The sequence below is a fragment of the Methylophilus sp. Leaf414 genome, from assembly GCF_001425425.1.
In the GTDB taxonomy this organism is placed as follows: Bacteria; Pseudomonadota; Gammaproteobacteria; order Burkholderiales; family Methylophilaceae; genus Methylophilus.
Genome location: NZ_LMQQ01000004.1, coordinates 565,056 through 589,832, shown reverse-complemented (window position 1 = coordinate 589,832; position 24,777 = coordinate 565,056). Strand labels below are relative to the sequence as shown.

The following is a 24,777-nucleotide window of genomic DNA, read 5'->3' as shown; positions in this document are numbered from 1 at the left end:
GGCTAATCTATTAGCCAAACATCTTCTTGTATTGGAGCAATAATTGCTCCAATTGCAATTCCTGGTTTAACGGGTGCTGTGCAGTCATTTTAAAACGATTTAACTGCTGTTGAAATGCCAGCAGGCGTGCTAACTCAAGTTTCGATGCAAGTGTTTGTAAAGTAGCGGACTCCGCCGGATGGTAGCGTAATGGCAGTTGATGCCGCGACAGCCATAAATCCAGCAGCCATTTTTGCAACACCTGAATGGCTGCGATCATCCCTTGTTTGATCAATATACCACTTGCCAGCGCACTATCCATGGCAGCACCACGCGAAAGGTGCGGGCTCCACTGCTGGTACCAGCCATACCAATCGAGGTCATCCTGCTGGATAGTCGTCGGTGCACCACCACTATAGTGCCAGAGCCATTCAGCCTGCGCGACTGATTGTGACTGCAACCATTGCAAGCCCTGCTCATGCGTTGGCACTGGCATATCCACCTGCATGCAACGACTTAAAATGGTGGGTAACAAGGCCTGGCGCTGATGCGAAACCAGCAGGAATTGCGTACGCTGCGGAGGTTCTTCCAGTAATTTCAACAATGCGTTGGAAGCCGCAACATTCATTGCTTCCAGGGGGTGAATGAGTACCACACGTATGCCTCCTGCCTGGTGGCTGGTCAGGGCCAGGTAATCATTCAATGCACGAATCTGGTCAATCAGGATCTGCTGGCGTTTACGGGTTTTCTTTTTTGCGCTATCTGCGACTTCGTCATCTTCCGGCGTGATTTCCCTGAAATCAGGATGCGCCCCCTCTGATAGCCAGTGACATGCCTGACATTGACCGCAGGCAATCCCGTTTTGCTGTGGTTGCGAGCACAATAGCCCTGCTGCCAGTGAATTTGCAAAAGCCAGTTTGCCTATCCCGGCCTTACCATGAAACAGCAAGGCATGGTGCCGGCTGTCGCCTGCATGCACCCAATGTGTATACAGCGATTCTTGCCATGGATATACATTATTAATCATAATGATATAATGATTTCTTCAACTGATTTCTTTACTTCTTCCAAAGACCTGTTGGCATCAATCACGCGGAAACGTTGCGGAAATTCGGCCGCACGGGCAAGATATTGGGCGCGTAATTTGGAAAAAAATTCAATCCCCTGCGCTTCAAATTTATCAGGTGTGCGTGCCCCAGCCAGGCGCTGCATACTGACCTCTACCGGCACATCGAACAGCAAGGTGATATCTGGCTGCAAGTCACCCTGCACCCATTTTTCAAGAGACTGCATTTTAGCTAAAGGCAATCCGCGTGCGCCACATTGATAAGCATAGGAAGCATCGGTAAACCGGTCAGACAAAACAATCGCGCCGCGTGCCAATGCCGGAAGGATTACCTGCTGCAGATGTTCCGCACGGGCAGCGAACATCAGCAATGATTCGGTTTCCACATGCATCTCTTTATGTAAGAGCAGTTCACGCAACTCTTCACCCAACGGGGTGCCACCGGGCTCTCGGGTAGAAACCACTTCACGGCCAGACTTTGCCAGCAATGCCAGTATGGTGGGAATATGCGTACTTTTACCCGCGCCATCCATGCCTTCAAGTGTAATAAACAAACCTGCCATTACTTTATTTCCCAACTCATGCTGATTGTCATTAGTGTTTCTTTAATTGATAGGCGCGCACGGCCTTGTTATGGTCTTCCAGCGTACTGGTAAACACATGCCTGCCCTGCCCGTTTGCCACGAAATACAACGCCTTGGTATTGGCGGGATGTAATGCCGCTTGAATAGAGGCCAGGCCTGGCAAAGCAATTGGCGTTGGCGGTAAGCCACTGCGCGTATAAGTATTGAAAGGGGTATCCGTCAGTAAATCCCGTCGCGTGATATTGCCACGATACCGGCTGCCCATGCCATAAATCACGGTCGGGTCAGTCTGCAAACGCATGCCCAGCCGCAAACGATTGACAAACACACCGGCGATTTGCGGACGCTCCACTTCAACGCCAGTTTCTTTCTCAACGATGGAGGCCATGATCAGTGCTTCGTATGGCGTTTTATAAGGCAAGCCGGATTGACGTGTCTCCCACGCAGCAGATAAATACTGCGTCATTTTCTGGTAAGCACGCTTATACATTTCCGTATCACTGCTTTGCTTGTCAATAAAATAGGTGTCCGGAAAAAACCAGCCTTCAGGAGGCTTGGCTTCACCGCTAACCAGTTCCATTAACTCACTATCAGATAAATGTTGTGTCTCATGCCGTATGCCAGGCATTTGCGCCAGCTTCTGCCTGAAGTCGCTAAAGGTCTTGCCTTCAGTCAACTGAAGTTTAAGCTGATCAAATGTGCCATGCTTGAGTACATCAATCAGGCCCAGCACTTGCAATGGTGCATTTAAAGCGTAATCACCCGCTTGAAGTCGGCTGCCGCTCCCTGTCAGTTTGACCACCGCCAGGAAACTATAAGGTTCTTTCAACACCCCTGCCGATACCAGTTGGTCTGCAATGCCGCGCACACTGGCGCCGGCGGGAATTTGCAAGCCTATGGTTTCAGAAACCATAGGCAATGGTCGTATCATATAAATGACTAGCCAGAGCGTCAGCGCCAGTCCGCATGACCCCAAAACCGCTAACCCGTATTTGAAGCTTTTCTTAAACATGTAGTGCCTGATAAAAAACTTTTAATGCGTTACATAATGCAGCTGTGACCGGAGCTCTTTCGCCCAGTGATTGGTCGCTACCGGCTGATCATCAATATGCGACACCTGCAACACACCATAAATACTATTCACGATGACAATCGCTTCTGCATTGAGCAAATCGTCCATGGTTAATGTGCTTACCAGCACGGTCTGGCGTTGCGTTTTATACCAATCCAGTATTTTATGCCGCATCACACCGGCCACACCGCAACTCTCCAGCACTGGCGTCATCACCACGCCATCCTTGCGGATAAACAGGTTGCCGCTAACCGCCTCAATGACATGGTCATCATAGTCGCGCAATAAACCGTCAAAAAATCGCGGGTCTTTCAGCTCGCCACGCGCGAGGACATTTTCCAGGCGGTTTAAATGCTTGATACCGGCCAGTAAAGGCTGGTGCGCCAGCCGCGTCTGGCAGGTATACAGCGCCACACCATTCGCATAAATCTCCGGCGGATAATTTGGTAACGGGCTCTGTATCAGCACTCTTGTTGGTTCACTCACTGCCGGTGGCGCATAGCCGCGCGCCCCCTCGCCACGCGTAATCATAATCTTGAGGATACTAAACTGCGTATCTTCCTCACTGGCAGACGCCATCAAGTATTTGAATTCCTGCATCAGCAACTCTGCAGACGGGCACACAATCTGGATTTTGCTGCAATCAGCCACTAATGTTTGGTAATGCAACGGCCAGTCTTGCAATTCGCCATTCAATAAGCGCATGGTGCGAAAAACACCATCGCCATAAGCAAAGCCACGGTTGGTCGGCGCGATGCCATTGACCAGTTTGCCATTGATGCAATAGCGGACAGTTGTCATCTTGAGAAGGGAAAATTGATGTGTCTGAACAAGGCTGAAACCTTACCATAAAACCGGAAAAAACCACGCACCTAACGGCATAAATCAACCATGAAGGAGTAGCGTTACAAAGAATTGAACAATTTTCTAAAGTTTAATGGTTGGATGCCGTTAACAAGATGAGGCGTATTGTATCTGCAATATTATGGGAGGCATCAGCATGTCATTGTCCAGCATCCAGACTAACCTGGCCGCATTGATTAACAAAGCATATAGCGCTGACAATAGCGCAACGAAGTCCCCTGCATCCACACAGGCTAGCACTACAGCGAGCACAGCCAAAACCGCGCCTAGCGCTGAAAAAGATGCCACGACTGCTGCCGATAGCGCAACAGACAACCCAGCTGGCGCCAGTGCGCAGGTGACATTAGGACAATCTGGCAACACAACAGAAATCTATACCGCACAAGGCCTGTTACAGCAAATGCGTCAGATTCAGCTCAGCAATACCATGCTGCTGTTTGGCAGTGAAGAAGAAAATGCCGAAGACAGTAACGGCTTAATGGGCATGTTTGGCAGTGAAGGTGATACTGAAGGGGAAAGCGATTGGACCGAGTCCATTAGCCAACAGCCGGATAAAGCCGCGATAATGGTTGAAAAGGCCAAGAATAGTTCGATTAAGACCATGCTGGGTGGTTAAGTCATCTTAGCTAGCTTTTTCTGTTTCTTTACATTGTAAGGTTCGAGAAGAATCTTAAGCTTCAGGCTTCACAAAACTGCCACTTTCTTTATCATTCAGCAAGCTCAGCAAATCTGCTGAGCGCAATGCCAGCGCATAACCCAGCACCCCGCTGCCTATCACTACAGTTTCATATTCTGCAACACTGCTGTCCACCAGCACGCGCAAATCGTCCGGCAAAGCTATCGGTGGTACTGCGCCAACTACATAGCCAGTCACTTCCGGCACTTCGTCATACTCTGCCATACGGCATTTACGCTCATTCAGGTGTTTGCGTAATAAAGCCCAGTCTGCACGGCCACTACCAGCTACCGCCAGTAAACTGAACCCGCTGTTTTCGCCTTTAAACACTATGCTGCGCACCACTGATTGCGGTTGCAATCCCTGGCCAGAAAGCAATTCTTCAAGGCTGCGGATAGGCTTTTTATCTTCACTCAGAGGAATTTGAATGACCTGGAATTGAATGCCTTGCTGTTGTAGCAGGTTGGTCACAGCAGATTGAAAATTGTTGGTCATTGGCAGCATCCTTAAATATAAAATAGTTTAAGTATTAAACTCAAGTTATTGATATTTAGTATACTTATCGTTACTACCTTTACATTTTTCTACCGGATATTTCTGGGCATTCAAATCGATTTTGGCATTGGTCGCAGCAATCAAATCAATTCCGCAGACTTCGGCGATGCGCATCAGATAGACAAAGGTATCCGCCAGCTCATGCCCAACTTTTTCTTTGGTTGCTTCATCCAGCTGGCGGCTTTCCTGCTCGGTTATCCACTGGAAATGCTCTACCACTTCAGCCGCTTCCACGATCATCGCCATCGCCAGGTTTTTGGGGGAATGAAACTGTGCCCAGTCACGCGCCTCCACAAATGCATTGATACGTCGACGTAAAGTCAGCAAAGAATCAGTAGTCTGGTTTTCGGGTTCGGTCATAAATAAAATTATTCAAAAATAAAAGGATGGCAAGGTTTATTGCTGTGCAAGCAAGGCTTCAAATTCATCTGCAGGCAAAGGCCGACTAAACAGGTAACCTTGCATCTCATCACAATCATGCGATTTCAAGAACTCTAGTTGTGCCTGAGTTTCAACGCCCTCGGCAATGACGGTTAACCCCAGACTTTGGGACATTTTGATGATGGCAGTGACAATTGCCGCATCGTTGATATCAATTTGTATATCACGAATAAAGCTTTTATCAATTTTAATGGTATTCACTGGCAGCAGCTTGAGATACGAGAGGCTGGAGTATCCAGTTCCAAAATCATCTACCGATAGCCTGACCCCCATCTCTTTTAATTTATTCAAATCATGAATCACAGTCGCCTCACTCTGAAATGCAACGCTTTCAGTCACTTCGAGTTCAAGATTATAGGGTTGCAGACCGGTTTGTAATAACACTTTCATGACTTCCTGCGTGAAGTGAGCGTGATGTAATTCCACCACAGAAACATTAATCGCAATCGGAATCTCGGGCAAGCCGGCATCTTGCCATTTTTTATTTTGCGTACAAGCTTCCCGTAATACCCAGTGACCAATGCCCTTGATCAAGCCAGACTCTTCAGCAATCTTGATAAAGCGATCTGGCATCATCAGCCCCCATTCCGGGTGCGACCAACGGATAAGCGCTTCAGCGCCAATAATCTTGCCAGTTTTGATACTGACTTTAGGCTGATAAAACAGCAGTAACTCATTGTTTGAAATGGCTTTTTGCAGGCTGTTTTCCATCGTGAGCTGGGCCGCAACACGCGCACTCATTTCTCTGGTAAAAAATTGGTAATTATTTCTACCTGAATTTTTAGCATGATACATCGCAGCATCTGCATGTCTCGTTAACACATCCACACTATCGCCATCATCAGGATAAACGGCAATACCAATACTGGCGGTAATATACAACTCGTGATTAGCGATGTTGATCGGGTCTTTAATGGCAGAGAGTATTTTTTGTGCGATTTCGGCAGGCACCGTGTCATCATTTAATTCGGGCAATAACACGACAAACTCGTCTCCGCCCTGGCGACTGAGTGTGTCAGAGGCTCGAATGCACATTTGAAGCTTTTTGCTCATGACTTTGAGCAATTGATCACCAACTTCATGACCCAGGGTATCATTCACCCGTTTAAAATGATCTATGTCAAAAAACAGAATCGCAAGCTTGGAATCCCTTCTTTTCGCCGCACTGATCGCTTGCGTGATACGGTCTGTCAGTAACAATCGATTCGGCAAATCGGTCAGGTAATCATGCTCGGCAAGATAAGTCATTTTTTGTGCCATCTGGCGTGCATCACTCACGTCATGAAACACCAGCACCACGCCTAAAATGGCGCCATTCTGATCGCGAATCGGCGCTGCTGAATCCTCAATGGCATATTCAGCGCCTGATTTGGCAATCAGCAAGGTATGATTGGCCAGCCCGCAAACTTTGTTGTGCGCCAACACCACATCCACCGGGTTGGCTGCCAGCTTGCGGGTGCTTTCATTCAAAATCCTGAATATTTCCAGAATAGGACGCCCCATCGCCTCGGCTTTGCTCCAGCCCGTCATTTTTTCGGCCACCGGATTAAGATAAGTCACCTCGGACTGCATATTGGTGGTAATCACCGCATCCCCGATAGATTCCAGCGTGACAATCGCCAGTTGCCTCTGGTTAAACAGCTCCAGCTCCGTGTGTTTTCTTTGTTCTATCTCCTGACGCAAACTCACATTGATATTGCTCAAATCTTCAGTGCGTTCTTTGACCAGATGTTCAAGATTCAAATTTAATTTTGCCAGCGCCTGTTCTGCCAGTAATCGTTTCTGTACTTCAGATTCCAGCCTGGCAATGGTTGTTTTAAGCTGTTTTGTGCTGGTAATCGTCAAGGCAACCGGCATCAAACGCCACAGCATGATTGCGGTAATCCCTGAAGCCACAGCCGTCACGCTTTTCATGGCGGCATCTAGCCAATAGGCAGGCTCCCAAATGGTTGCAATCGCAATCAAATGCGTCGTTCCACAGGCAAAGATGAACACTGAAAACATGACGAATACCCAGTTAAACTCGAGATCAGCGCGTTTTTTAACCAGGTAGAGCAATGCAATCGGGATCGTGTAGTAGGAAATTGCTATGACAGTGTCGGAGACAACATACATCCACAGCAGGACGGGCGTCCATAAATAGCAATGACCATGCGGCATAAAGTCGCCAGGGACCAACCAACTCAATAAAGCATCCATACAAAGCCTCTTCGTTGATTCTTAGTATTGGTGAAATGTAATGGTTAAAGCTGGGTTCCCACAGTAAATGCAGGAAATGATATAGCGATAATATTTACGACTATAATTTATACTAAAATATAGATATGTGACTCAAATAAAACAATGATTAACATTTCAACAAGGCATACACTTCAACGTTGTATTGCATGCTTGAATGCGCCATCAGATGCATGGCTAACATATTGGCGGATATAGAATACTAAGAGACCTGCTTACGGTTGCTACCTGCCACCATCTTGATTTCAAATAAACGGCATTCGAGCGGGCCGTTGAACAATGGTGTTTTTTTGCTTGGGCTTAAGCGCATCAGTTTGGGCATACGTAAATCGTTGGTCAGGAAGTAGGTATTCCAGCCACTGAATTGCTGTTTAAGTGTGGCAGCCATTTGTGGATATAACTCGGCCAGTGTTTCATCTTCACCGATGCGCACACCATATGGTGGATTCGCCACCAGCACGCCGCTGTCGGCTGGAGGAGTGAGTTTGGTAAATTCGATATGGCTCAGTTGTACAGCTTCGCTCCAGCCGGCCATTTCCAGGTTTTGTTTGGTGACACGCACGGCTCTAAGATCCATATCTGAACCATAAATCTTCTGGAAGCTGACAGGTTTCACGGCTTTGGCGGCCGCATTGCGGATTTTCTTGAAAGTATCTGATTCAAAGTTTTTGAGTTTTTCAAAACCGAAATTGCGGTTCAGGCCTGGCGCAATATTCAGCGCCATCATTACCGCTTCCTGCAGGAAGGTACCGCTACCACACATCGGGTCCAGCAGTGCCTGGCCTGGTTGCCAGCCGGAAAGTTTTAAAATACCAGCCGCCAGGTTTTCACGCAGCGGCGCTTCAATGGTATTTTTACGGTTGCCGCGCTGGTATAACGGGTTGCCTGATGTATCTACATACAGGAGAAAACGGTCACTGGTTAAATAGACATGTACACGGATATCCGGCTCACGTGTGTCAATATTGGGTCGGCTACCCACGGCCTGGCGGAATTTATCGCAAATGGCATCCTTGACGCGCAATGTAATGAATTCCAGGCTTTTCAGCGGGCTGCGCACCGCGGTGACTTTCACCATCATGCTGTATTTCACATTGAACCAGTTCGGCCAATTCACTTTAAGTGCACCCTGGTAAATATCTTCTTCCGTTGCGTACTGTCCGTTGCCGACTTGCATGAGCACACGGGTGGCCACGCGTGAATGCAGGTTGATCTGGTAACACACGCCCAGGTCACCGCTAAAGCTGGCACCGCCATCGGTAGGTTTGATGTCATTGGCGCCGCTAAGCTTCAACTCCTCAACAAGTAAGGTCTCTAAACCGCGCGGACAGGTTGCAAAATAATGGTTACGCATTTTTATCTCTGATTTTCTAGTTGAATATCAACTTAATAGTTGAGCAGTGAGCCGCTGTTGCAGGCTTTAACTAATCTCTGCTCAATGTGAATACTTTGCCGTCATTTGGGTTTGCGCCCTGTAAACGGTCAATTAAATCCAGGAACTGGATTGCATGCGCTTGCATGGCTTCCTGCGCACGTTTCCGCAGTGTGATTAAATCCGGCATGGCCAGTTCAGGCTTAAAGCCAAACACAATGATATTGCCCGGTTTGCCGGTAGGCATCATCAACACGCGCTGGTCAAATGTTTGCTCGATGCGCTGCATGTAGATATCAAACTTTTTGTCTGAACCCCATAAGTTAATGGCAAACAGGCCATCCGGCGTCAATGCCTCGGCGCAATCGTCAAAAAATGCCTGCGTGCAAAAGTCAGGCGGCAGGCCGTTGCTGCCAAACGCATCCATCATCAGCCAGTCACAACTCCCAAGATGCTGCTGGATATAGGCAATACCGTCACCTTCAATAATGTTCAGCCGCTCATCATTCTCCGGCACAAAAAAATGGCTGCGCGCGACCTTGATAACTTGCGGGTTCAGCTCAATGACAGTTTGTTTAATCTGTGGGCAGGCTTGCCAGACATATTTGGCAATGGATCCGCCGCCCAGCCCTACAAGTACGGTATTGCGGACATCCGGCTTGAACAACAGGCTGCTCAGCATACCCCATGAATACGCCAGTACCAGCGCAAACGGGTCTTTCACCTTCATGCTGCTTTGAATCGTCGGCGAACCCAGGTGCATGGAGCGCACGCCATCGACTTCGGTGACTTCGACCATTTCGAGATCAGAAATCGCTTTATGAATTTTACGGTTAAATTTAAACATTATGCGTTTTCCGCCGCATCTGCAGGCGTATCCCCTGTTTCGGCGACTGAGGCTATTTCAGTGTTGTCAGCGACCGTTTCTTCAATCACGCGCAAGAACTTGCACTCAAGTTCCATCAGCAAAGTATCTATTTTTTGCACTGACAATTGCACTTTGCTGCCAGGCTTTAACACTGGCATGCCATAGACTTTGGTCATGTAAGGCAAGCCGCTGAGGCGGACCAGGTTCTCGCGCCAGACGGTGGCTTCCACTTCCTGGATGTTTTCCTGTACCAGGTATTGCAGGCACCAGTAACGCTCCATACGGGTCTGGAATTCATTATAGGCATTGTAAGTCTGGTCAAAATTGCGCATATGGCCGACGATTTCATCGCCATTGACGGCGTAGACTGGTTCCTGCATCGTCAATACACTGATAATCTGGCGTTGATTGATTAAATCAACCGCACGGCGTAATGGCGAGGTACACCAGGCATATTGCGCCACACCTAAACCCTGGTGACCCTCGGCTTTGGTTGTCATGTACACTTTGCCGCCATTCTGTGCACGGTAAATCCCCGGCACATTATGCTCAGCCAGCAATAAACCCCACTGGCTATTCGCGGCAATCATTAATTCAGCCACCAGTTTATCCATAGGCGAACCGCGCTGACGGTTGATGATGCTGACGATGCCATCGGTAACGTAGAAATTGTAATCTACCGGTTGCGGCCTGGTCGGGTCGTATTTGCCACGCGCTTTTTCCAGGCTTTCAGCAAAGTGGAACAGGAACACCAGCGGCTGCCACAACGGGTGGCCGCTATCGGTTTCCAGCGTGTTTTCGTTAAAGTAAGGCTCCAGTGTGTCATGGCGCAAGTTGTGCGCGATCTGCACGCGTTCCAGGCGGCTATGCTGTTGGACAACGCTGTAATCAGCAGCCACTTCCAGATACAGCGACAAGGCAGGCTTGGTTTCGCCGGCATCGAGGCTGAACGGGCGGATGGCGGTTTCGGGCAGCATGGTGATTTTATGACCAGGCATATACATGGTAGACAAACGCTTCATGACTTCGTGATCTAATGACTCACGCGGCGTCACCCCCAATGCTGGCGCGGCAATATGAATACCTACTTGCGTATTGCCGTTTGGCAAGGTTGTCACGGATAAAGCATCATCAATCTCGGTGGTCGTGCTGTCATCGATGCTGAATGCCTGCACTGCTGATATTGGCAGATCCTCAGGCAAAGTACCCAATGAGAACTCAGGGAACGCAGTGCCATTGGCAAAATACTCGCGCAAGAAAGCGCCGAGGTGATAATCGTGGATAGACGGGATCGCCCCAGCATCGTACAGCACCTGCACCGGTAATTTTTTGAGCTCGGTGGCCGCCTGCTCCAGCGCTTTCCATTCCATGGCGTTTTTATCCGGCGCATACAGCAACTGGTCGAGCTTGGCAGAGAAGCTTTCGGGTAACTGTCCGGAAGTCAGCTGCGCGGTCATCAACGCCATCAGCTCGGCTTGCTGGCGTTTTTTCTCGACGCCAGCCATGGCAGCTTTCAAGGTTTCTTGCGGTGCGGCTTTATACTGCCCTTTACCTTTGCGATAAAAATACATGGGCGCACTGTGCAGTTTGATCGCAATCGCCGCTGCTTGCTGACGGCTGGGTTTGCCGCCATAGTATTCTTCCGCCAGTGACTCAAAACCGAATTCTGATTCACCGCTGCATTCCCATAAAAAATCAGTATCCAGGGTTTCTGCTTCAGTTTGTGCGGCCTCAAGAAAACCGGAAAGGCTGCCCTCAAAGCGCATTAACACATTCGCGGTTTTGATCTTGCTGCGTTTGCCAGTGCTGGCCTCGACTTGCATGCTGCTGTCAGCTTCAGTCATGATGGAAGCGACTTTGAAGCCACCGTCTTCTTCGTAAAAAACATTCATTGCGGGAGATTTGAGGTGTGGATGACACACGATTGAATTCAAAACGCTATTTTACCCGAGAAGCATGTACTTTTTGGCAGAGATTGAACTTTAGCCGGTTGCGGTGACTAAATTAAGCCAGGTGTTAATTAACATAGTCGTCATAAAGGGATACCCTCTACAATAGAGAATATGAAACCGCTGATATTTGATAACCGTTTTATTCGTGAACTACCCGGTGACCGCATTACCGATAACTACACCCGCCAGGTAAGCGATTGCCTGTGGTCAGCCGTGCAACCGACGCCGGTCAAGCAACCCAAATTACTTGCTTACAGTCCGGAGGTTGCTGCCATGCTGGGCCTGAGCGAAGCTGATATGCATGATCCGGAGATGGTACAAACGCTAGGCGGCAACGGTGCCTTGCAAGGCATGTTTACCTATGCGACGCGATACGGTGGCCATCAGTTTGGCAACTGGGCCGGGCAACTGGGAGATGGACGTGCTATCTATCTGGGTGAGTTAGTTCATCAGCAAAATCGTTTTGAGCTGCAACTCAAAGGTGCTGGCGAAACGCCCTACTCTCGCCGCGCTGATGGCCGCGCTGTATTGCGCTCCAGCCTGCGTGAATTTTTATGCTCCGAAGCCATGCATCACCTGGGCATCCCCACCACTCGCGCCTTAAGCCTGGTCACGACTGGCGATTCAGTGGTGCGGGATATGTTTTATGACGGCAACCCTGAATTCGAGCCAGGTGCGATTGTTTGCCGGGTAGCGCCTTCATTTATCCGTTTCGGCCACTTTGAAATACTTGCCAGCCGCAATGAGTTGCCGTTACTCAAGCATTTTATCGGGTTTACGATAGACAGGGATTATGCCGATTGGTGGCCCAGCACAGGTTTGCTACTGGATGTGGATAATCCAGGCCCAGGCATGATTGAAGCGTGGTTCAGCGAAATATGCGCTCGCACAGCGATCATGGTCGCGCACTGGATGCGGGTTGGCTTTGTGCATGGCGTCATGAATACCGACAACATGTCTATTCTCGGCCTGACCATTGATTATGGCCCATATGGCTGGGTAGATAATTTTGACCCGGGCTGGACACCAAATACTACTGACGCACAAGGTCGTCGTTACTGTTTTGGTCGCCAACCGGATATCGCGCGCTGGAATCTTGAACGGTTAGCGGAAGCGCTGGCAACTGTGCTGCCTGAAAACAATGGTCTATCAAATGGACTCAATCATTTTGACACGGTGTATTTTGATTCACTGACGACATCGCTGGCTGGCAAATTTGGCCTGGATGCCTGGCAAAACGGCGATGGCGAGTTGATCAACGACATCTTTGAGCTGATGCAGCGCGCAGAAGTTGACCAGACTTTGTTTTTTACCCAGCTCAAGCAGCTGGATATCAGCCAGCCGCAACTCTCCGTGCTTACGGAAGCTTTCTACACGGAACAAGGCTTGAAACAATTTGGGGAAGATATTCAAAGCTGGTTGCATCGCTATAGTCAGCGTTTGCAGCAATCAACACTTTCGCCAGAACAACGGCTGCAACGCATGTCAGAAAATAACCCGATTTATGTGTTGCGTAACTACCTTGCTCAAGAGGCGATTGACCTCGCAACCCAGGGCGATAATTCACGGCTGCTGACCTTGCTTGAAGTATTGCGTAACCCATACACCGAGCAGCCTGGCATGTCTGCATTCGCACAAAAACGCCCGGACTGGGCGCGACAAAAAGCCGGTTGCTCGATGTTATCCTGTAGCTCATAATTGAAAAATGCTGACTGCTGAACAATTAATCACCGATGCTGGCTTGCGGCCGACCAAAGCCAGGGTTGCTGTATTGAATACCCTGTTAACATCCACCAACGCACTTAGTCACCCGGATATTCTGGCGGCTTTGCAAGGCGTGGAGATAGACCGCGTGACGGTATACAGAGTGCTTGATTGGTTGCTGGAAAATAGCTTGATTCATAAAATTTCCAGCGATGACCGCGCCTGGAAATTCCAGCTGAACGCGCCTAAACGCAACTACCGCAGTGCAGACACAGCCCATCTAGGCCTACTAAATAACCACGGTCACGCACATTTGCACTGCCAGCAATGCGGGACTGTATTATGCATACACGAGCTGGCGGCGCACATTCCGCAATCATTATTTGATACTTACCGTGTATCGAATATCGAAATCAGCCTGAAAGGGCTTTGCCTGGATTGCCAGCAATCCTGACTGTTTCACGCTTCCACATTTAAACCTCTAGATACTAAACACGTTAGAGTTAATACTTAAATTGCAACATAGTTGCAATTAATTCCATATCAACTTAAAATGCAACAAAATTGCATTGCAACCAAGTTGCGTAATGATGTTGACTCCTGCTGAATTACTTTCCATGCCTGAAACTGCCTATATGAATGCCGGACAACTCGCATTCTTTAAAACACTGTTGCTCACGGAACTAGAAACCTTGCAAGCCAATATGCAACTCACCAGCGTGCATTTGCACGAGCAGCAGGAAACACCGGACCCGGCCGACAGGGCCACCCAGGAAGAAACACACGGCCTGGAACTACGCGCGCGGGAACGGGAACGCAAACATATCAAAACGATACAGTCTGCCTTGTTGCGGATAACCACCGGCCAGTATGGTTATTGCGAAGAAACCGGCGAGCCCATTGGCCTGGCACGCCTGATTGCACGGCCCACCACAAAACTATGTCTGGAAGCGCAAGAACGACATGAGCGCCGCGAACGGCAATTCAATCACTAGAAACAATGAAGGAAAACGCCATGAAAAAACTCCCTGTGACAGTGCTCTCCGGCTTTCTCGGTGCTGGCAAAACCACCCTGCTCAACCATATTCTTAATAACCGCGAAGGCAAGCGGGTAGCAGTCATTGTTAACGATATGTCGGATGTGAACATAGACGCGCAACTGGTGCGTGATGGCGGTGCTGAGTTATCACGCCAGGAAGAAAAGCTGGTAGAGATGAGTAATGGTTGCATCTGCTGTACTTTGCGTGAGGATTTGCTGGTGGAAATCACGCGTCTGGCGAAAGAGAACCGTTTTGATTACCTGCTCATTGAAACCACCGGCATTTCAGAGCCTTTACCGATTGCCGAGACGTTTACCTTTGCCGATGAAGAGGGCATTTCGCTGGCGGATGTTGCACAGCTGGATACCATGGTCACCGTGGTGGATGGTTATCACTTCCTCAAGGACTATAGTTCTCAAACATTGCTCAGTGAGCGTGGCGAATCACTGGGTGAAGAAGACCAGCGTACGGTAGTTGACTTGCTGGTTGACCAGATCGAGTTCTGTGATGTGCTTGTCCTGAATAAAACTGACCTGATGACGCTGGAAGAAATAGCGCAACTGGAAGGTATTTTAAAAGCTTTAAACCCTCGTGCTCACATCCTCCACAGCAGTTTTGGCAAAGTGCCGCTTAACCGCGTTATGAATACCGGATTGTTTGATTTTGACCTGGCAGCCGATGCGCCGGGCTGGTTGCAGGAATTACGCGGCGAGCATGTGCCTGAGACGGAGGAATATGGCATTTCCAGCTTTGTCTACCGTTCGCGCAAGCCTTTTCATCCGCAACGGTTATGGCAATGGCTCAATACCGAGTGGCCAGGCGTGGTCAGATCCAAAGGGCGTTACTGGATTGCCTCTCGCCCTGAGTTTTGCGTCATGTGGTCCCAGGCAGGCGCCGTCACGCGTACGGAACTGGCGGGCATCTGGTGGGCAGCGACCCCAAGCGAGCATTGGCCGGACGATACGGAAAGCCTGCAACAGATACACGCACGCATGCAAGCACCGTACGGCGACCGTCAGCAAGAACTGGTGATTATTGGCATGCATATGCAGAAAGAAGCCCTGATCGCCGGTTTTGATGCCTGCCTGCTAACCGAGCATGAGATTGCTTTGGGTATGGATGCCTGGCGTAGACTCCCCGACCCATTCCCGCGGTGGTCAATGGGTGAGCATGATGAAATAGAGCAACAAGTGACAGAGGAAATGGTGTAATCATGCGCCTCACCAAGCAAATATCGCATCAGACCACTTCGTTGCCCGGCATGAATATAGATTTTGACGCGATGGAATGTCTGTCTATTTTTGAACCCTCTCAACAAGTAGGTATTGTCACAAGGCCTAACAACCCGAGAATATCTGCTTATTTGCAGCAATTCAGCAACCAGCTCAGCGCTGGCAGCAGGCTGACGACAAGACAAAAAGAAACAATGCCTGCCCTGCTTGACCGACAACTACGTCTACCTGAAGGCATTGGCAAACAAGATTTGCTCGCTGATATCTGCCTGCTGGTTAAGCTTTATGCTGACCTGATGGATTGTCCTTCGGTAGGCATCAGGCTGGAAGTGCTGAAGCATGCCATGTGCCCTAAGTTTCATATTGACCGCACCGGCATCCGCCTGCTGTGCACTTATCTCGGCCCAGGTACTGAATGGCTGGACGAAGCATTTTGCAATAGGAATGCATTTGCCAGCACGCACCCGACCGATGAAATATTCAACCAATCGCTAGTCCTGCATCCTCAAGGCATACGTCAGGCGCCTGAGCAAGTATTGGTATTGCTCAAAGGGAGTTTGTGGCAAGGCAATCAACATGGTGGCGCTATTCATCGCTCACCCCAGATAGCAGAAACTACGACACGTGTGGTGCTGGCATTAGATGCGATCTGGTGATCTATCAAATTAAAGAATGCTCATAAAAGTGACACGGAATCCCATAAAAGTATCACGACGTCTACTTCATGTTTTTTTGTGAATGACAGTCAGGTTTTTTAGTGAGAAAGCTAAATTGAGGGATTTATAATGATGAGATTGTCCGGATAAATCTAAAATAAATCCTCAGGGAAGAGAAACATGCCGCATCAAAAAACAATTGTCAGTCTGCTGGCAATGATATTACTACCTGCCGTATCTGTATCAGCGGAGGAAATAGAAGCACCAGAAAAAATTAAAGACAGCAGCAGACAAAAAAGCAAAGCCAAAGAGCCGATTAACATTGAACTGGATAGCGTGATTGTTCTCGGTAAAAAAGAGCAGGTCTCTGCCACTGATAAAAGCCTCGCCGGTTCTGTTGATGTCATCACCCGCGATGAACTTGAATATGAACATGTAACCGATACGCTGGAATTATTCAGTAAAACGCCAGGTGTGGTTCTGTCACGCTACAGCCAGGGCATAGTGAATACTGAAATCTCTATCCGCGGCTTTAGCGGTGACGGCGAAACACCGAATGCCAAATTGCTGGTCGATGGTATCCCTTCCAATTTATTTTCCGGATTGAGCGAGCTGGATTACCTGTTCCCGACCAATATCCAGAACATCCAGGTATTTAAAGGCACTAGTGATGCCACCACTGGTTTGTTTGCCACAGCCGGTAACTATAAGGTCGAAACACGCAAGGACACCGGCAAGCAATTGCAATTTGGCTATGGCAGTTTTCAAATGCGCGAAATGCAAGGCTACTATGGTGAAAAACAAGGCGATTTCACACAAAACTATGCGATGGGCTACCGTAAAGGCAACGGTTTCCGGGACCATACCGAGAATGAGAAAATTGCCTTATCCGGCCGCTGGCAATTGGATTTTGACCAATCCACCCTTGCCTTAAGTGCCAAATACGGCAAATACAACTCACCGGAAGCGCCTGGCTATATGCCTAAAGCGCAGGCTCGTTCCAACAGAACCGGCGTAGCGCCGAATGCGCTGAACGATAGCGGCGAGAAAGAATTCAAGCATTTAAGTCTGCATTACGACTATTTCTTTAATAATGATGTGGATGTTAGCCTCAAGGGTTATTGGCAGAATTTTGATCGTGAGCGCAATGTGCGATTTGTCGGTTCGCCTGGGGTGGAAAACCGGCTTGATGAGCAAACATCTACCGGTTTTATCGCAAAACTCAACTGGAAGATCAACCCACAATGGGGGTTTGAGTCCGGTTACGACATTGAGCATCAGGAAGTCAGTGAATTTCGTCAGCGCTTAACGACTATCAGGCGAGATGCACGTTACGATTTCACCGCCCAGGGTTTTTACGCAAAGTTGGAGAATACGCCACTGGATTGGTTACGCTGGAATATTGCCTATAGAGTGGATCGCCTCACCAGTGACCCAAAAAATAATTTTGTAAACAACAATACCACTTTAGTCACCACACTGCTAAATGATCAAACCATCGTGCAACCCAAATTTAACGTGTTTGCACAGATGACTGAACAGCAGACAATATTTGCCAATGCTGGCAGAAGCTTCCAGACACCCACCGGAACCGATTTGAATACACGTGGCGGTACAGTACCTGTGGATGTCGCGATTAACGATGGCTGGGAACTAGGCCTGAAAAGCGCCTGGAGTAACGATTTGAATACCCGCTTTTCATACTGGCAGCAAAAAGCGGAAAATGAGTTTATCAATATCGATGGCACTCGCCGATTACTGGGTGCAACGCGCAGGCAAGGCGTGGATGCCAGTGTGGACTATAAGTTAAATGACTACTTAAGCTTCTGGGGTAACCTCTCTAGAGTGTATGCCAAAATCGATGAGCCGAATGCACTTAATCCAAGCTTCCAGGGCAACACGATACGTAGTATCCCGGACCACACGGCTTCTTTAGGCCTGCAATTTACCCCAAACGCTGACTGGATTGCGCGGCTTCACATTGACCGCCAAGGCGCCTATTACGTCAACGAAAGCAATCAAGGCGGCAAATATGGCGCTTACACGCTGACTAACGCCAATGTGGATTACAAAACTAACTGGGGGCGAGTCAGTTTGCTGGCTAACAATATTTTCGATAAATATTATGAGTATGTGTATGACTTTTCATCCACAGGTGCAACTAACCAGCTGAATTTCGCCCCGGGTGCCGGCCGTAACTTTATGCTCACTGCAACTGTGGATTTCAAATGACTGCATTACTATCGATCCAGCAATTAAGCCTGCGTTTTGCCGGGCGTCAAATTTTAAACCAGCTAGCCCTTGACCTGCGCGCTGGTGAAGTCGTCTCAGTGTTAGGCAGCAATGGCGCCGGCAAATCTACCCTGCTAAAAAGCATTCTTGGGTTACAAGACGCGGCCGAGCAAACAGGTTCAATCCTGATCGCTGGTATTGATATCGCACAAGCAAGAAATCAGGCTTTGTCGCATCTCGCATATGTGCCCGAACAACCGGCGGTATACGGCCATCTCTCCGCGATTGAAAATATCCGTTACTTCTTAAGCCTGGGTGACATCAGCCAGAGCACGGATATTGCAACCTGCCTGACCATGGCTGGCTTGCCTGAGCAATCCTTGCATCGCCCTTGTAGCGAATACTCCAAAGGCATGAAACAAAAGGTGATGCTGGCATTCGCGCTGGCAAAACAGGCAAAACTCTTGTTGCTGGATGAACCCAATTCCGGGCTTGACCCCCAGGCCACCGAAGAGCTGAACCAACTCATTGTGCAATGCAAAAAGCGTGGTATGGGCGTGCTGGTGGTGACGCATGATGTACTGTCGGCCATCGCCTTTTCTGACCGTTTGCTGATGCTGGCAAATGGCCAGTTACAACCGTTAGCTGTGAACGAATCAGCAATCACGCTGGATAGCCTCAAAAGACTATATCAGGGACAGATATGACCTCATTGATCTGGAAAATCGCCATCAATGAATGGCGACGCTTATGGCATGCGCGTGTTCCTGCTTTGTTATTGCTGGTGCTGGTAACTTTATGGGCAATTGCCGCACTTGCCGCCCATCATCACTGGCAAGACCATGCAAACACCGTCGCAGAAGTGACCGCACGTAGCCAGCATGACTGGCAATCGCAACCTGATCGCCACCCGCATCGCGTTTCACATTACGGTGATTTTGTCGCCAAACCAGTTCACCCGCTCAGCGTGATCGAGCCGGGCATACTCGATCAATCCGGGCACCTGGTCTACCTTGAAGCGCACCGGTTAAATAGCGCCAATTTCAATCCGGCCACCGAGGCCACCAGTCTTGGCCGCTTCCCATTGATTACCCCGGCCATGATTGTGCAATGGTGGATGCCGCTGTTTTTGATCATGATTGCCTATGCCACGGTTACCGCCGATAAAATCAGTGGCATTCTCGCTTTTATGCGCGGCAACGGCACGCCTGGCTGGGCAATCGCGAGCGGAAAATGGCTGGCGTTGTTTTTGCCATTATTTTTGTTGTTGTGTTTGCAAGCCCTGTTGACCCTGGCCTGGAGCTGGCAGAGTGAGCAGGCTTTACTCAGGTTGTCTATCCTAGCGCTCTCGCAAGCGCTTTATATCGCCGGATGGTGCCTGTTGGTCGTGGCTGTGTCCTGGTTCAGCAAGCAATTACATGGTGCGTTGCTGACCTTGCTGCTGTGCTGGGTATGTATCTGCATTATTTTCCCGCGAGGATTAGCGAATCTGGCCCAGATTTCATACCCGACCCAACCAAGAACAGAAGCTGAATACCATGCGGAAACCAAACTGCAGGCCATAGGCGACAGCCATAATCCCAACGATCCGCATTTTGCCGCTTTTAAAGAAAGCGTACTGAAAAAATACCATGTCAGCAGTGTAGATGATCTGCCAGTGAACTATCAGGGCATATTGATGCAGGAAGGCGAACGCTTAACCACTGCCGTTTATCGTGAACAGCAAGTGTTTCACGATGCGCAACTGGCTAAACAGAATGAAAGTATCCGGCACTGGTTGTGGTTAACACCTGCATTGGCGTTGCAATATATACAGATGGCCAGCGCCGGCAATGACCTGCCGCATCACCAGGCATTTATCCGTCAAGCAGAAGATCGCCGCTACAAGTTAATTCAATACCTCAACCAGGTCCACACCTTCAAAGTCATTCAGCATGACGATAAGAACACCCGTGTATCCGCAGATTTCTGGAAGAAAGCACCCCGCCCTCCGGTTCATTTGTCACCTATGGCCGTCAGCCGTAGCAGCATTCTGGCAGGCTTTCTCGTGTTGCTGGGTTGGATATTCATCCCGGGATGTTTGCTTTTTAAAGTGTCGCACCGCTTATGAAACATGAACTGACTTTATTGCTCAAGCAACGCAGCATCATTATATTGCTGCTGCTAAGCCTGTTTTTGACCGGCTTTAGCCTGTTTAACGGCTGGCAAAATATCAACCACATTAACGCACAGATCAACCAGGCAAAACAGGAAGAAATTTTGCGCAAGCAGGATTTTCTCGAACACCATAGCCATCATGGAACGCTGGATGCAGGCGAACTGGGCTACTACCTGTTCCATAATGTGTACCATAGCCCTGGCGAGTGGAGTTTTATTGCACTGGGTAACCGGTTGGTCATTCCCTATGTACAGCGCATACGTTTATTGGGCTTGCAAGGACAGCTTTACGATGGTGAATCCCATCATCCTGAATATGTGATGCTGGGTACGTTTGATTACGCTTTCCTTCTGGTATTTTTTGCGCCTTTGCTATGTATCGCCCTGATGCACGACTTAAAAGCCAGCGAGCAGCAAGCTCAAAGACTACTGTTTTTACGAAGTTTGATGGCCGAGCCAAAGTTGTTTTGGGGTAACCGCGTATTATCCCGCTGGCTGCTGGTCACGCTCACCTTCGTGTTGCCGCTATTGTTACTTGCTGCCACGCAAACACTTTCATTTTCGCCGTTGATACGCATACTGGCGATCACTGCCTTATATACTTTTTTCTGGTCTGTATTATGCGCGGCCATCAGCCTGCGTAAACACGCGCTCAACGCCAATTTCAACGCCATGCTGTTGGCAAGCATCTGGGTCATGCTCTGCGTAGTATTGCCCAATCTTTCCCAGCTGTGGCTGCATCACCATTACCCATTACAGGACGGCAGCCAGATTGCCTTGCAGCACCGGCAATGGGTACATGGTGCGTGGGACTTGCCCAAAGAAGACACGCTGGCGCCGTTTTATGCCCTGTATCCGCAGTGGAAAGACTCACCGCCAGTGACAGATCGCTTTCACTGGAAATGGTATTACGCTTTCCAACATATGGCAGATGTAAAACTAGAATCACAAGTTTCCGCACGTGAACAGGCACTCAATCAACGTGACCAAGCCACTGGCTTGCTAGCCAGATTTTTGCCCACAGTATGGGTACAACGTAACCTGGAAGACATTGCACAGAGCGATGTGCCTGACCTGTTAGCACAACGGCAACGCATTACCACGTTCCATACAGAGTTAAGGCTCTATCTATACCCTCACCTGTTTGAGGAGAAGCCTTTTACGACTGACGCTTACATGCGTCTGCCAGTGTTTGAAGATTAGCTCGAGTAATGCATAAGCTAAAACTACGTAAAATCATGAGCCTTTTTTACGTGATCGCTTCAGGGCGATTTTGAAACAGGTGCGTATAGTGAGAGTCATACAAGTACATCGCTCAGATGCACTTAACAACCAAAAGGAGATTATCATGTGGACTAAACCAGCTGCTACTGAAATGCGTTTTGGCTTTGAAGTAACTATGTACGTTATGAACAAATAATCAGTCAACGCTGATTGAACAGAAACCCGCCAGATAGGCGGGTTTTTTGTTGGCCGTCGTCCTTAAACATTACAACCAGCTATACAATCAGGAACCTTATGTCCAGCTGGGTTACTAAAAAACAATGGCTTGCCAATGCTGTATTCGCAAGTACAATTGTGTTCAAGATAAATTTTCTAAAGAGTCTGTTTTTATACTCACGGAGTTATACATGCGCCTAAAACAAAACGCTGCTACATCACCACTCGCTTCATCTGTTGTTACTTATTCGCTAATTGCTTCATTCATGTTCGCAGCAGTGGCGATGACTGTTTTTAGTCAATCAGTAATGGCCAGAAGCATCCTGCCGGAACAGAAAGATGCGGCATCTGCCCGTGATGCTGTTGGTGATGCCATGAGCAAGCTGAATGACTTGAACCAGCGCATCAAATCGCAAGAGGAATTGATTGCCAAGGAACAGGAAAGACTGCAACAATACCAGAACGAAAAAGCGCAGACTGAACGCGATCTGGAAGCCAAAAAAGCCGTATTCGAGCAAAAATCCAAAGTGCTGGATGAGGCATGGAAAGAACGCAGCAGTTATTAAATACTGAGTCTGATTTACTCCTCAAAACCTTTAAAACACCTCTCTTTTTTAATCTAACCCATCGTTGTTGATCGACCCAAATCACTCACTAGTTAATTGATTTGGGTCAATACCTGCTTTGTCTGTCACTCCTACAATGCCATCAAGTTCAATGCAACACCAAAGCAAATGGAGTAATCACAATGAAAAAAACAGCAATCAGTTTTATGTTGGCAGCTTTGTTGCCTGCCATGCAAGCACAGGCCGAGCAAGGCGACTGGGTGGTGCGTCTTCGCGCTACCAATATCAGCCCCAATGAAAGCAGCGATTTAGGCAAATATGTGAATAGAAATGTGGCCGCTGGCGCAATGTCGAATAGCGCCGAGCTGAAAGTTGATAGCAATACTATCCCTGAACTGGATATCAGCTACTACTGGACCAAAAACATTGCTACTGAACTGATTCTGGCCTTGGGTTCCAAACACGATGTCAGTGTCAGCAAAGAGCCTGGCGCAGTAGTGCCAAATCAAAAGCTAGGTAGTATCGATGCCTTGCCACCAACCCTAACAGCGCAATGGCACTTTAACCCCGACCAGACATTTGACCCGTATGTAGGTGCGGGGATTAACGCCACTTTTATGCTGGACCGCAAACTGGAACTTAGCCAGGGCCCGTTGGCAGGCACGGACATTAAAATTGACAGATCAAGCTTTGGCCCGGCATTGCAGGCTGGTTTCGATGTGAATTTAAAAGACGGCTGGTTATTGAACGCGGACGTCAAATATCTCTGGATAGATACCGACGTAAAACTGAAAACCGCGGGTGGCTGGACCAAGATTGACTCACTGGATGTCAATCCATGGGTAATCAGTGTCGGCGTTGGTAAACGCTTTTAAACTGTTGAAGTCTCTTCCCCGGGGCTTATGGCTCCAATTAGCCTCTAGATTTATCAGGGGCTTTTTTTACGGTTATGACAGCCGGCCGTAACACAACGTCTTAAACCTGCAAATTAAATCGGCTAGCCAGGCTGGTTAAATTCAGTTGCTCCAGCAGTTGCTGGCCACGCTCGAGCGCGCTACGTTTTTTCTGGCCAGTGAATTTGGCAATAATTAGTTCGTTTTTCATTGAGTGCTCCCAGCCTACCAGTTCCGTCACCGTGACTTGGTAGCCATGCGCTTCCAGCTCCAGGCAGCGCAATACGTTGGTCACATGGCTACCCAATTCACGGGTATGGATCGGGTGCCGCCAGAGCTCACTCAACAAGGTTTTTGCCAGGGAATCCGCTTTATGCTGACGCATCACTTCAGCCACTTCTGCCTGGCAGCATGGCACTAGTACCATGTATTGCGCCTGCTTTTGCAAGCCAAACTGTATGGCATCATCGGTGGCGGTATTACAAGCATGCAGTGCGGTAACAATGTCCACCTTTGCCGGCAATTGTTCCGAGCTCATGGCATCCGCCACAGTTAATGGCTCAAACTGCATGCGTTCAAAGCCACATTCGCTGGCTAGCTGGCGGGATTTTTCTATGAGCTCAGCGCGGTTTTCAATACCGATTACCTGGCCACCAGAATGCTGCTTCAGTAATAAATCGTAGAGGATAAAGCCAAGATAGGACTTACCAGCACCATGATCAACCAGCACTGGATTTGGCTGTGCTGTCATGACTGACTGCATCAGCGGCTCGATAAAATTAACCAGGTGATACACCTGCTTGAGTTTACGGCGGCTATCCTGGTTAAGCTTGCCGTCGCGCGTCAGGATGTGCAATGCCTGCAATAAAGGAATGGATTGGCCCGGTTTGACCTCTGGCGGCAAAATTGTTTTGACCATACGAATTGCTGCTTTAAAATACTAATCCAGTAGTCTAGCAATAAATGAGCGACTCAGCATAAATGACTGGATTGTCATTGTTGTTGACTGGCTTACTCAGGAATTTATATCGGGAACTCACGCGTTTTTTTGCTGACTACCCTATCAGGTTGGTCAATTTTAGCGCCTTGCGCTGATGCCATGTGAATCTTAATCCACTTCCAACTTTGCGAGAAAAGCTTGTTGGAAGTGCTTCACTTGCCAGGTTTCACGTCAGCTATTCAATTAATAA

Annotated in this window: 24 protein-coding genes; 13 read left to right on the top strand and 11 right to left on the bottom strand. The window is 48.7% G+C overall.

From position 1 onward, the window contains the following. Nucleotides 1-10: 10 nt before the first annotated feature. Genes holB through pabC form a run of 4 tightly spaced genes read right to left on the bottom strand, consistent with a single transcriptional unit; the run spans nt 11 to nt 3,502 of the window. Complete coding sequence (gene holB / locus ASG24_RS11700; protein ID WP_055871617.1) at nt 11-1,006, bottom strand: DNA polymerase III subunit delta'; 996 nt, start codon at nt 1,004-1,006, stop codon at nt 11-13. Next, on the bottom strand, nt 1,003-1,608 hold the full coding sequence (tmk, locus tag ASG24_RS11695; protein ID WP_055871614.1) for a dTMP kinase: 606 nt from the start codon (nt 1,606-1,608) through the stop codon (nt 1,003-1,005). Before tmk ends, holB begins: the two co-directional genes overlap by 4 nt. Before the next feature lie 31 nt (nt 1,609-1,639). Then, the gene (mltG, locus tag ASG24_RS11690; RefSeq protein WP_055871611.1) at nt 1,640-2,641 is read right to left on the bottom strand and encodes an endolytic transglycosylase MltG; all 1,002 of its coding nucleotides are present in this window, start codon (nt 2,639-2,641) and stop codon (nt 1,640-1,642) included. Nucleotides 2,642-2,662: 21 nt separating this feature from the next. Beyond that, the gene (gene pabC, locus ASG24_RS11685; RefSeq protein ID WP_055871608.1) at nt 2,663-3,502 is read right to left on the bottom strand and encodes an aminodeoxychorismate lyase; all 840 of its coding nucleotides are present in this window, start codon (nt 3,500-3,502) and stop codon (nt 2,663-2,665) included. Between the two features lie 199 nt (nt 3,503-3,701). On the opposite strand from pabC, the gene ASG24_RS11680 reads away from it, so the two are divergent. Continuing rightward, on the top strand, nt 3,702-4,181 hold the full coding sequence (locus ASG24_RS11680) for a hypothetical protein (protein ID WP_156376559.1): 480 nt from the start codon (nt 3,702-3,704) through the stop codon (nt 4,179-4,181). A gap of 54 nt (nt 4,182-4,235) precedes the next feature. On the opposite strand, the gene ASG24_RS11675 is transcribed toward ASG24_RS11680, so the two are convergent. The 6 genes from ASG24_RS11675 to ASG24_RS11650 all read right to left on the bottom strand — a co-directional run bounded on the left by ASG24_RS11675 (nt 4,236) and on the right by ASG24_RS11650 (nt 11,607). Further along, on the bottom strand, nt 4,236-4,736 hold the full coding sequence (locus ASG24_RS11675) for an aminoacyl-tRNA deacylase (RefSeq protein ID WP_082488085.1): 501 nt from the start codon (nt 4,734-4,736) through the stop codon (nt 4,236-4,238). 45 nt (nt 4,737-4,781) lie between these two features. Continuing rightward, a complete protein-coding gene (locus tag ASG24_RS11670; RefSeq protein WP_055871599.1) occupies nt 4,782-5,156 on the bottom strand; it encodes a nucleotide pyrophosphohydrolase in 375 nt (124 codons plus the stop codon). Nucleotides 5,157-5,192: 36 nt separating this feature from the next. Beyond that, entirely contained in the window at nt 5,193-7,424 is a 2,232-nt protein-coding gene (locus ASG24_RS11665) for a bifunctional diguanylate cyclase/phosphodiesterase (RefSeq protein ID WP_235562406.1), read from the bottom strand. Nucleotides 7,425-7,677: 253 nt separating this feature from the next. Beyond that, nucleotides 7,678-8,829, bottom strand: a complete 1,152-nt coding sequence (locus tag ASG24_RS11660; protein ID WP_055871593.1) for a class I SAM-dependent RNA methyltransferase — start codon at nt 8,827-8,829, stop codon at nt 7,678-7,680. A gap of 70 nt (nt 8,830-8,899) precedes the next feature. Further along, nucleotides 8,900-9,694 carry a polyamine aminopropyltransferase gene (locus tag ASG24_RS11655; RefSeq protein WP_055871590.1) on the bottom strand — a complete coding sequence of 265 codons (795 nt, stop codon included), beginning with the start codon at nt 9,692-9,694 and terminating at the stop codon, nt 8,900-8,902. After that, a complete protein-coding gene (locus tag ASG24_RS11650; RefSeq protein WP_055871587.1) occupies nt 9,694-11,607 on the bottom strand; it encodes a ribonuclease catalytic domain-containing protein in 1,914 nt (637 codons plus the stop codon). The genes ASG24_RS11655 and ASG24_RS11650 overlap by 1 nt, the downstream gene beginning before the upstream one ends. 171 nt (nt 11,608-11,778) lie before the next feature. On the opposite strand from ASG24_RS11650, the gene ASG24_RS11645 reads away from it, so the two are divergent. The 12 genes from ASG24_RS11645 (at nt 11,779) to ASG24_RS11595 (ending at nt 23,569) form a co-directional block, all read left to right on the top strand. Then, a complete protein-coding gene (locus tag ASG24_RS11645; RefSeq protein WP_055871584.1) occupies nt 11,779-13,365 on the top strand; it encodes a YdiU family protein in 1,587 nt (528 codons plus the stop codon). Nucleotides 13,366-13,372: 7 nt separating this feature from the next. Then, nucleotides 13,373-13,825, top strand: a complete 453-nt coding sequence (locus ASG24_RS11640) for a Fur family transcriptional regulator (protein WP_055871581.1) — start codon at nt 13,373-13,375, stop codon at nt 13,823-13,825. Between the two features lie 136 nt (nt 13,826-13,961). Beyond that, a complete protein-coding gene (dksA, locus tag ASG24_RS11635) occupies nt 13,962-14,366 on the top strand; it encodes an RNA polymerase-binding protein DksA (protein ID WP_055872047.1) in 405 nt (134 codons plus the stop codon). A gap of 20 nt (nt 14,367-14,386) precedes the next feature. Then, complete coding sequence (gene zigA, locus ASG24_RS11630; protein ID WP_055871578.1) at nt 14,387-15,622, top strand: zinc metallochaperone GTPase ZigA; 1,236 nt, start codon at nt 14,387-14,389, stop codon at nt 15,620-15,622. 2 nt (nt 15,623-15,624) lie between these two features. Then, nucleotides 15,625-16,299, top strand: a complete 675-nt coding sequence (locus ASG24_RS11625) for a DUF1826 domain-containing protein (RefSeq protein WP_055871575.1) — start codon at nt 15,625-15,627, stop codon at nt 16,297-16,299. A 180-nt stretch (nt 16,300-16,479) separates the two neighbouring features. Further along, nucleotides 16,480-18,531, top strand: a complete 2,052-nt coding sequence (locus ASG24_RS11620) for a TonB-dependent receptor (protein WP_055871572.1) — start codon at nt 16,480-16,482, stop codon at nt 18,529-18,531. Beyond that, on the top strand, nt 18,528-19,238 hold the full coding sequence (locus tag ASG24_RS11615) for an ABC transporter ATP-binding protein (RefSeq protein ID WP_055871569.1): 711 nt from the start codon (nt 18,528-18,530) through the stop codon (nt 19,236-19,238). The genes ASG24_RS11620 and ASG24_RS11615 overlap by 4 nt, the downstream gene beginning before the upstream one ends. After that, on the top strand, nt 19,235-20,641 hold the full coding sequence (locus ASG24_RS11610; RefSeq protein ID WP_055871566.1) for a DUF3526 domain-containing protein: 1,407 nt from the start codon (nt 19,235-19,237) through the stop codon (nt 20,639-20,641). Before ASG24_RS11615 ends, ASG24_RS11610 begins: the two co-directional genes overlap by 4 nt. Further along, the gene (locus ASG24_RS11605; RefSeq protein ID WP_055871563.1) at nt 20,638-21,891 is read left to right on the top strand and encodes a DUF3526 domain-containing protein; all 1,254 of its coding nucleotides are present in this window, start codon (nt 20,638-20,640) and stop codon (nt 21,889-21,891) included. The genes ASG24_RS11610 and ASG24_RS11605 overlap by 4 nt, the downstream gene beginning before the upstream one ends. A 145-nt stretch (nt 21,892-22,036) precedes the next feature. Next, nucleotides 22,037-22,108, top strand: coding sequence for a pyrroloquinoline quinone precursor peptide PqqA (gene pqqA / locus ASG24_RS14910; RefSeq protein WP_081624291.1), 72 nt, complete (start codon nt 22,037-22,039; stop codon nt 22,106-22,108). Nucleotides 22,109-22,319: 211 nt separating this feature from the next. Then, entirely contained in the window at nt 22,320-22,694 is a 375-nt protein-coding gene (locus ASG24_RS11600; protein WP_229007189.1) for a hypothetical protein, read from the top strand. Nucleotides 22,695-22,876: 182 nt separating this feature from the next. Next, nucleotides 22,877-23,569 (top strand): OmpW family protein, encoded by a 693-nt coding sequence (locus ASG24_RS11595; protein ID WP_055871560.1) that lies wholly within the window; start codon nt 22,877-22,879, stop codon nt 23,567-23,569. 100 nt (nt 23,570-23,669) lie between these two features. On the opposite strand, the gene ASG24_RS11590 is transcribed toward ASG24_RS11595, so the two are convergent. Further along, a complete protein-coding gene (locus ASG24_RS11590; protein ID WP_055871557.1) occupies nt 23,670-24,506 on the bottom strand; it encodes an SAM-dependent methyltransferase in 837 nt (278 codons plus the stop codon). Nucleotides 24,507-24,777: the final 271 nt, after the last annotated feature.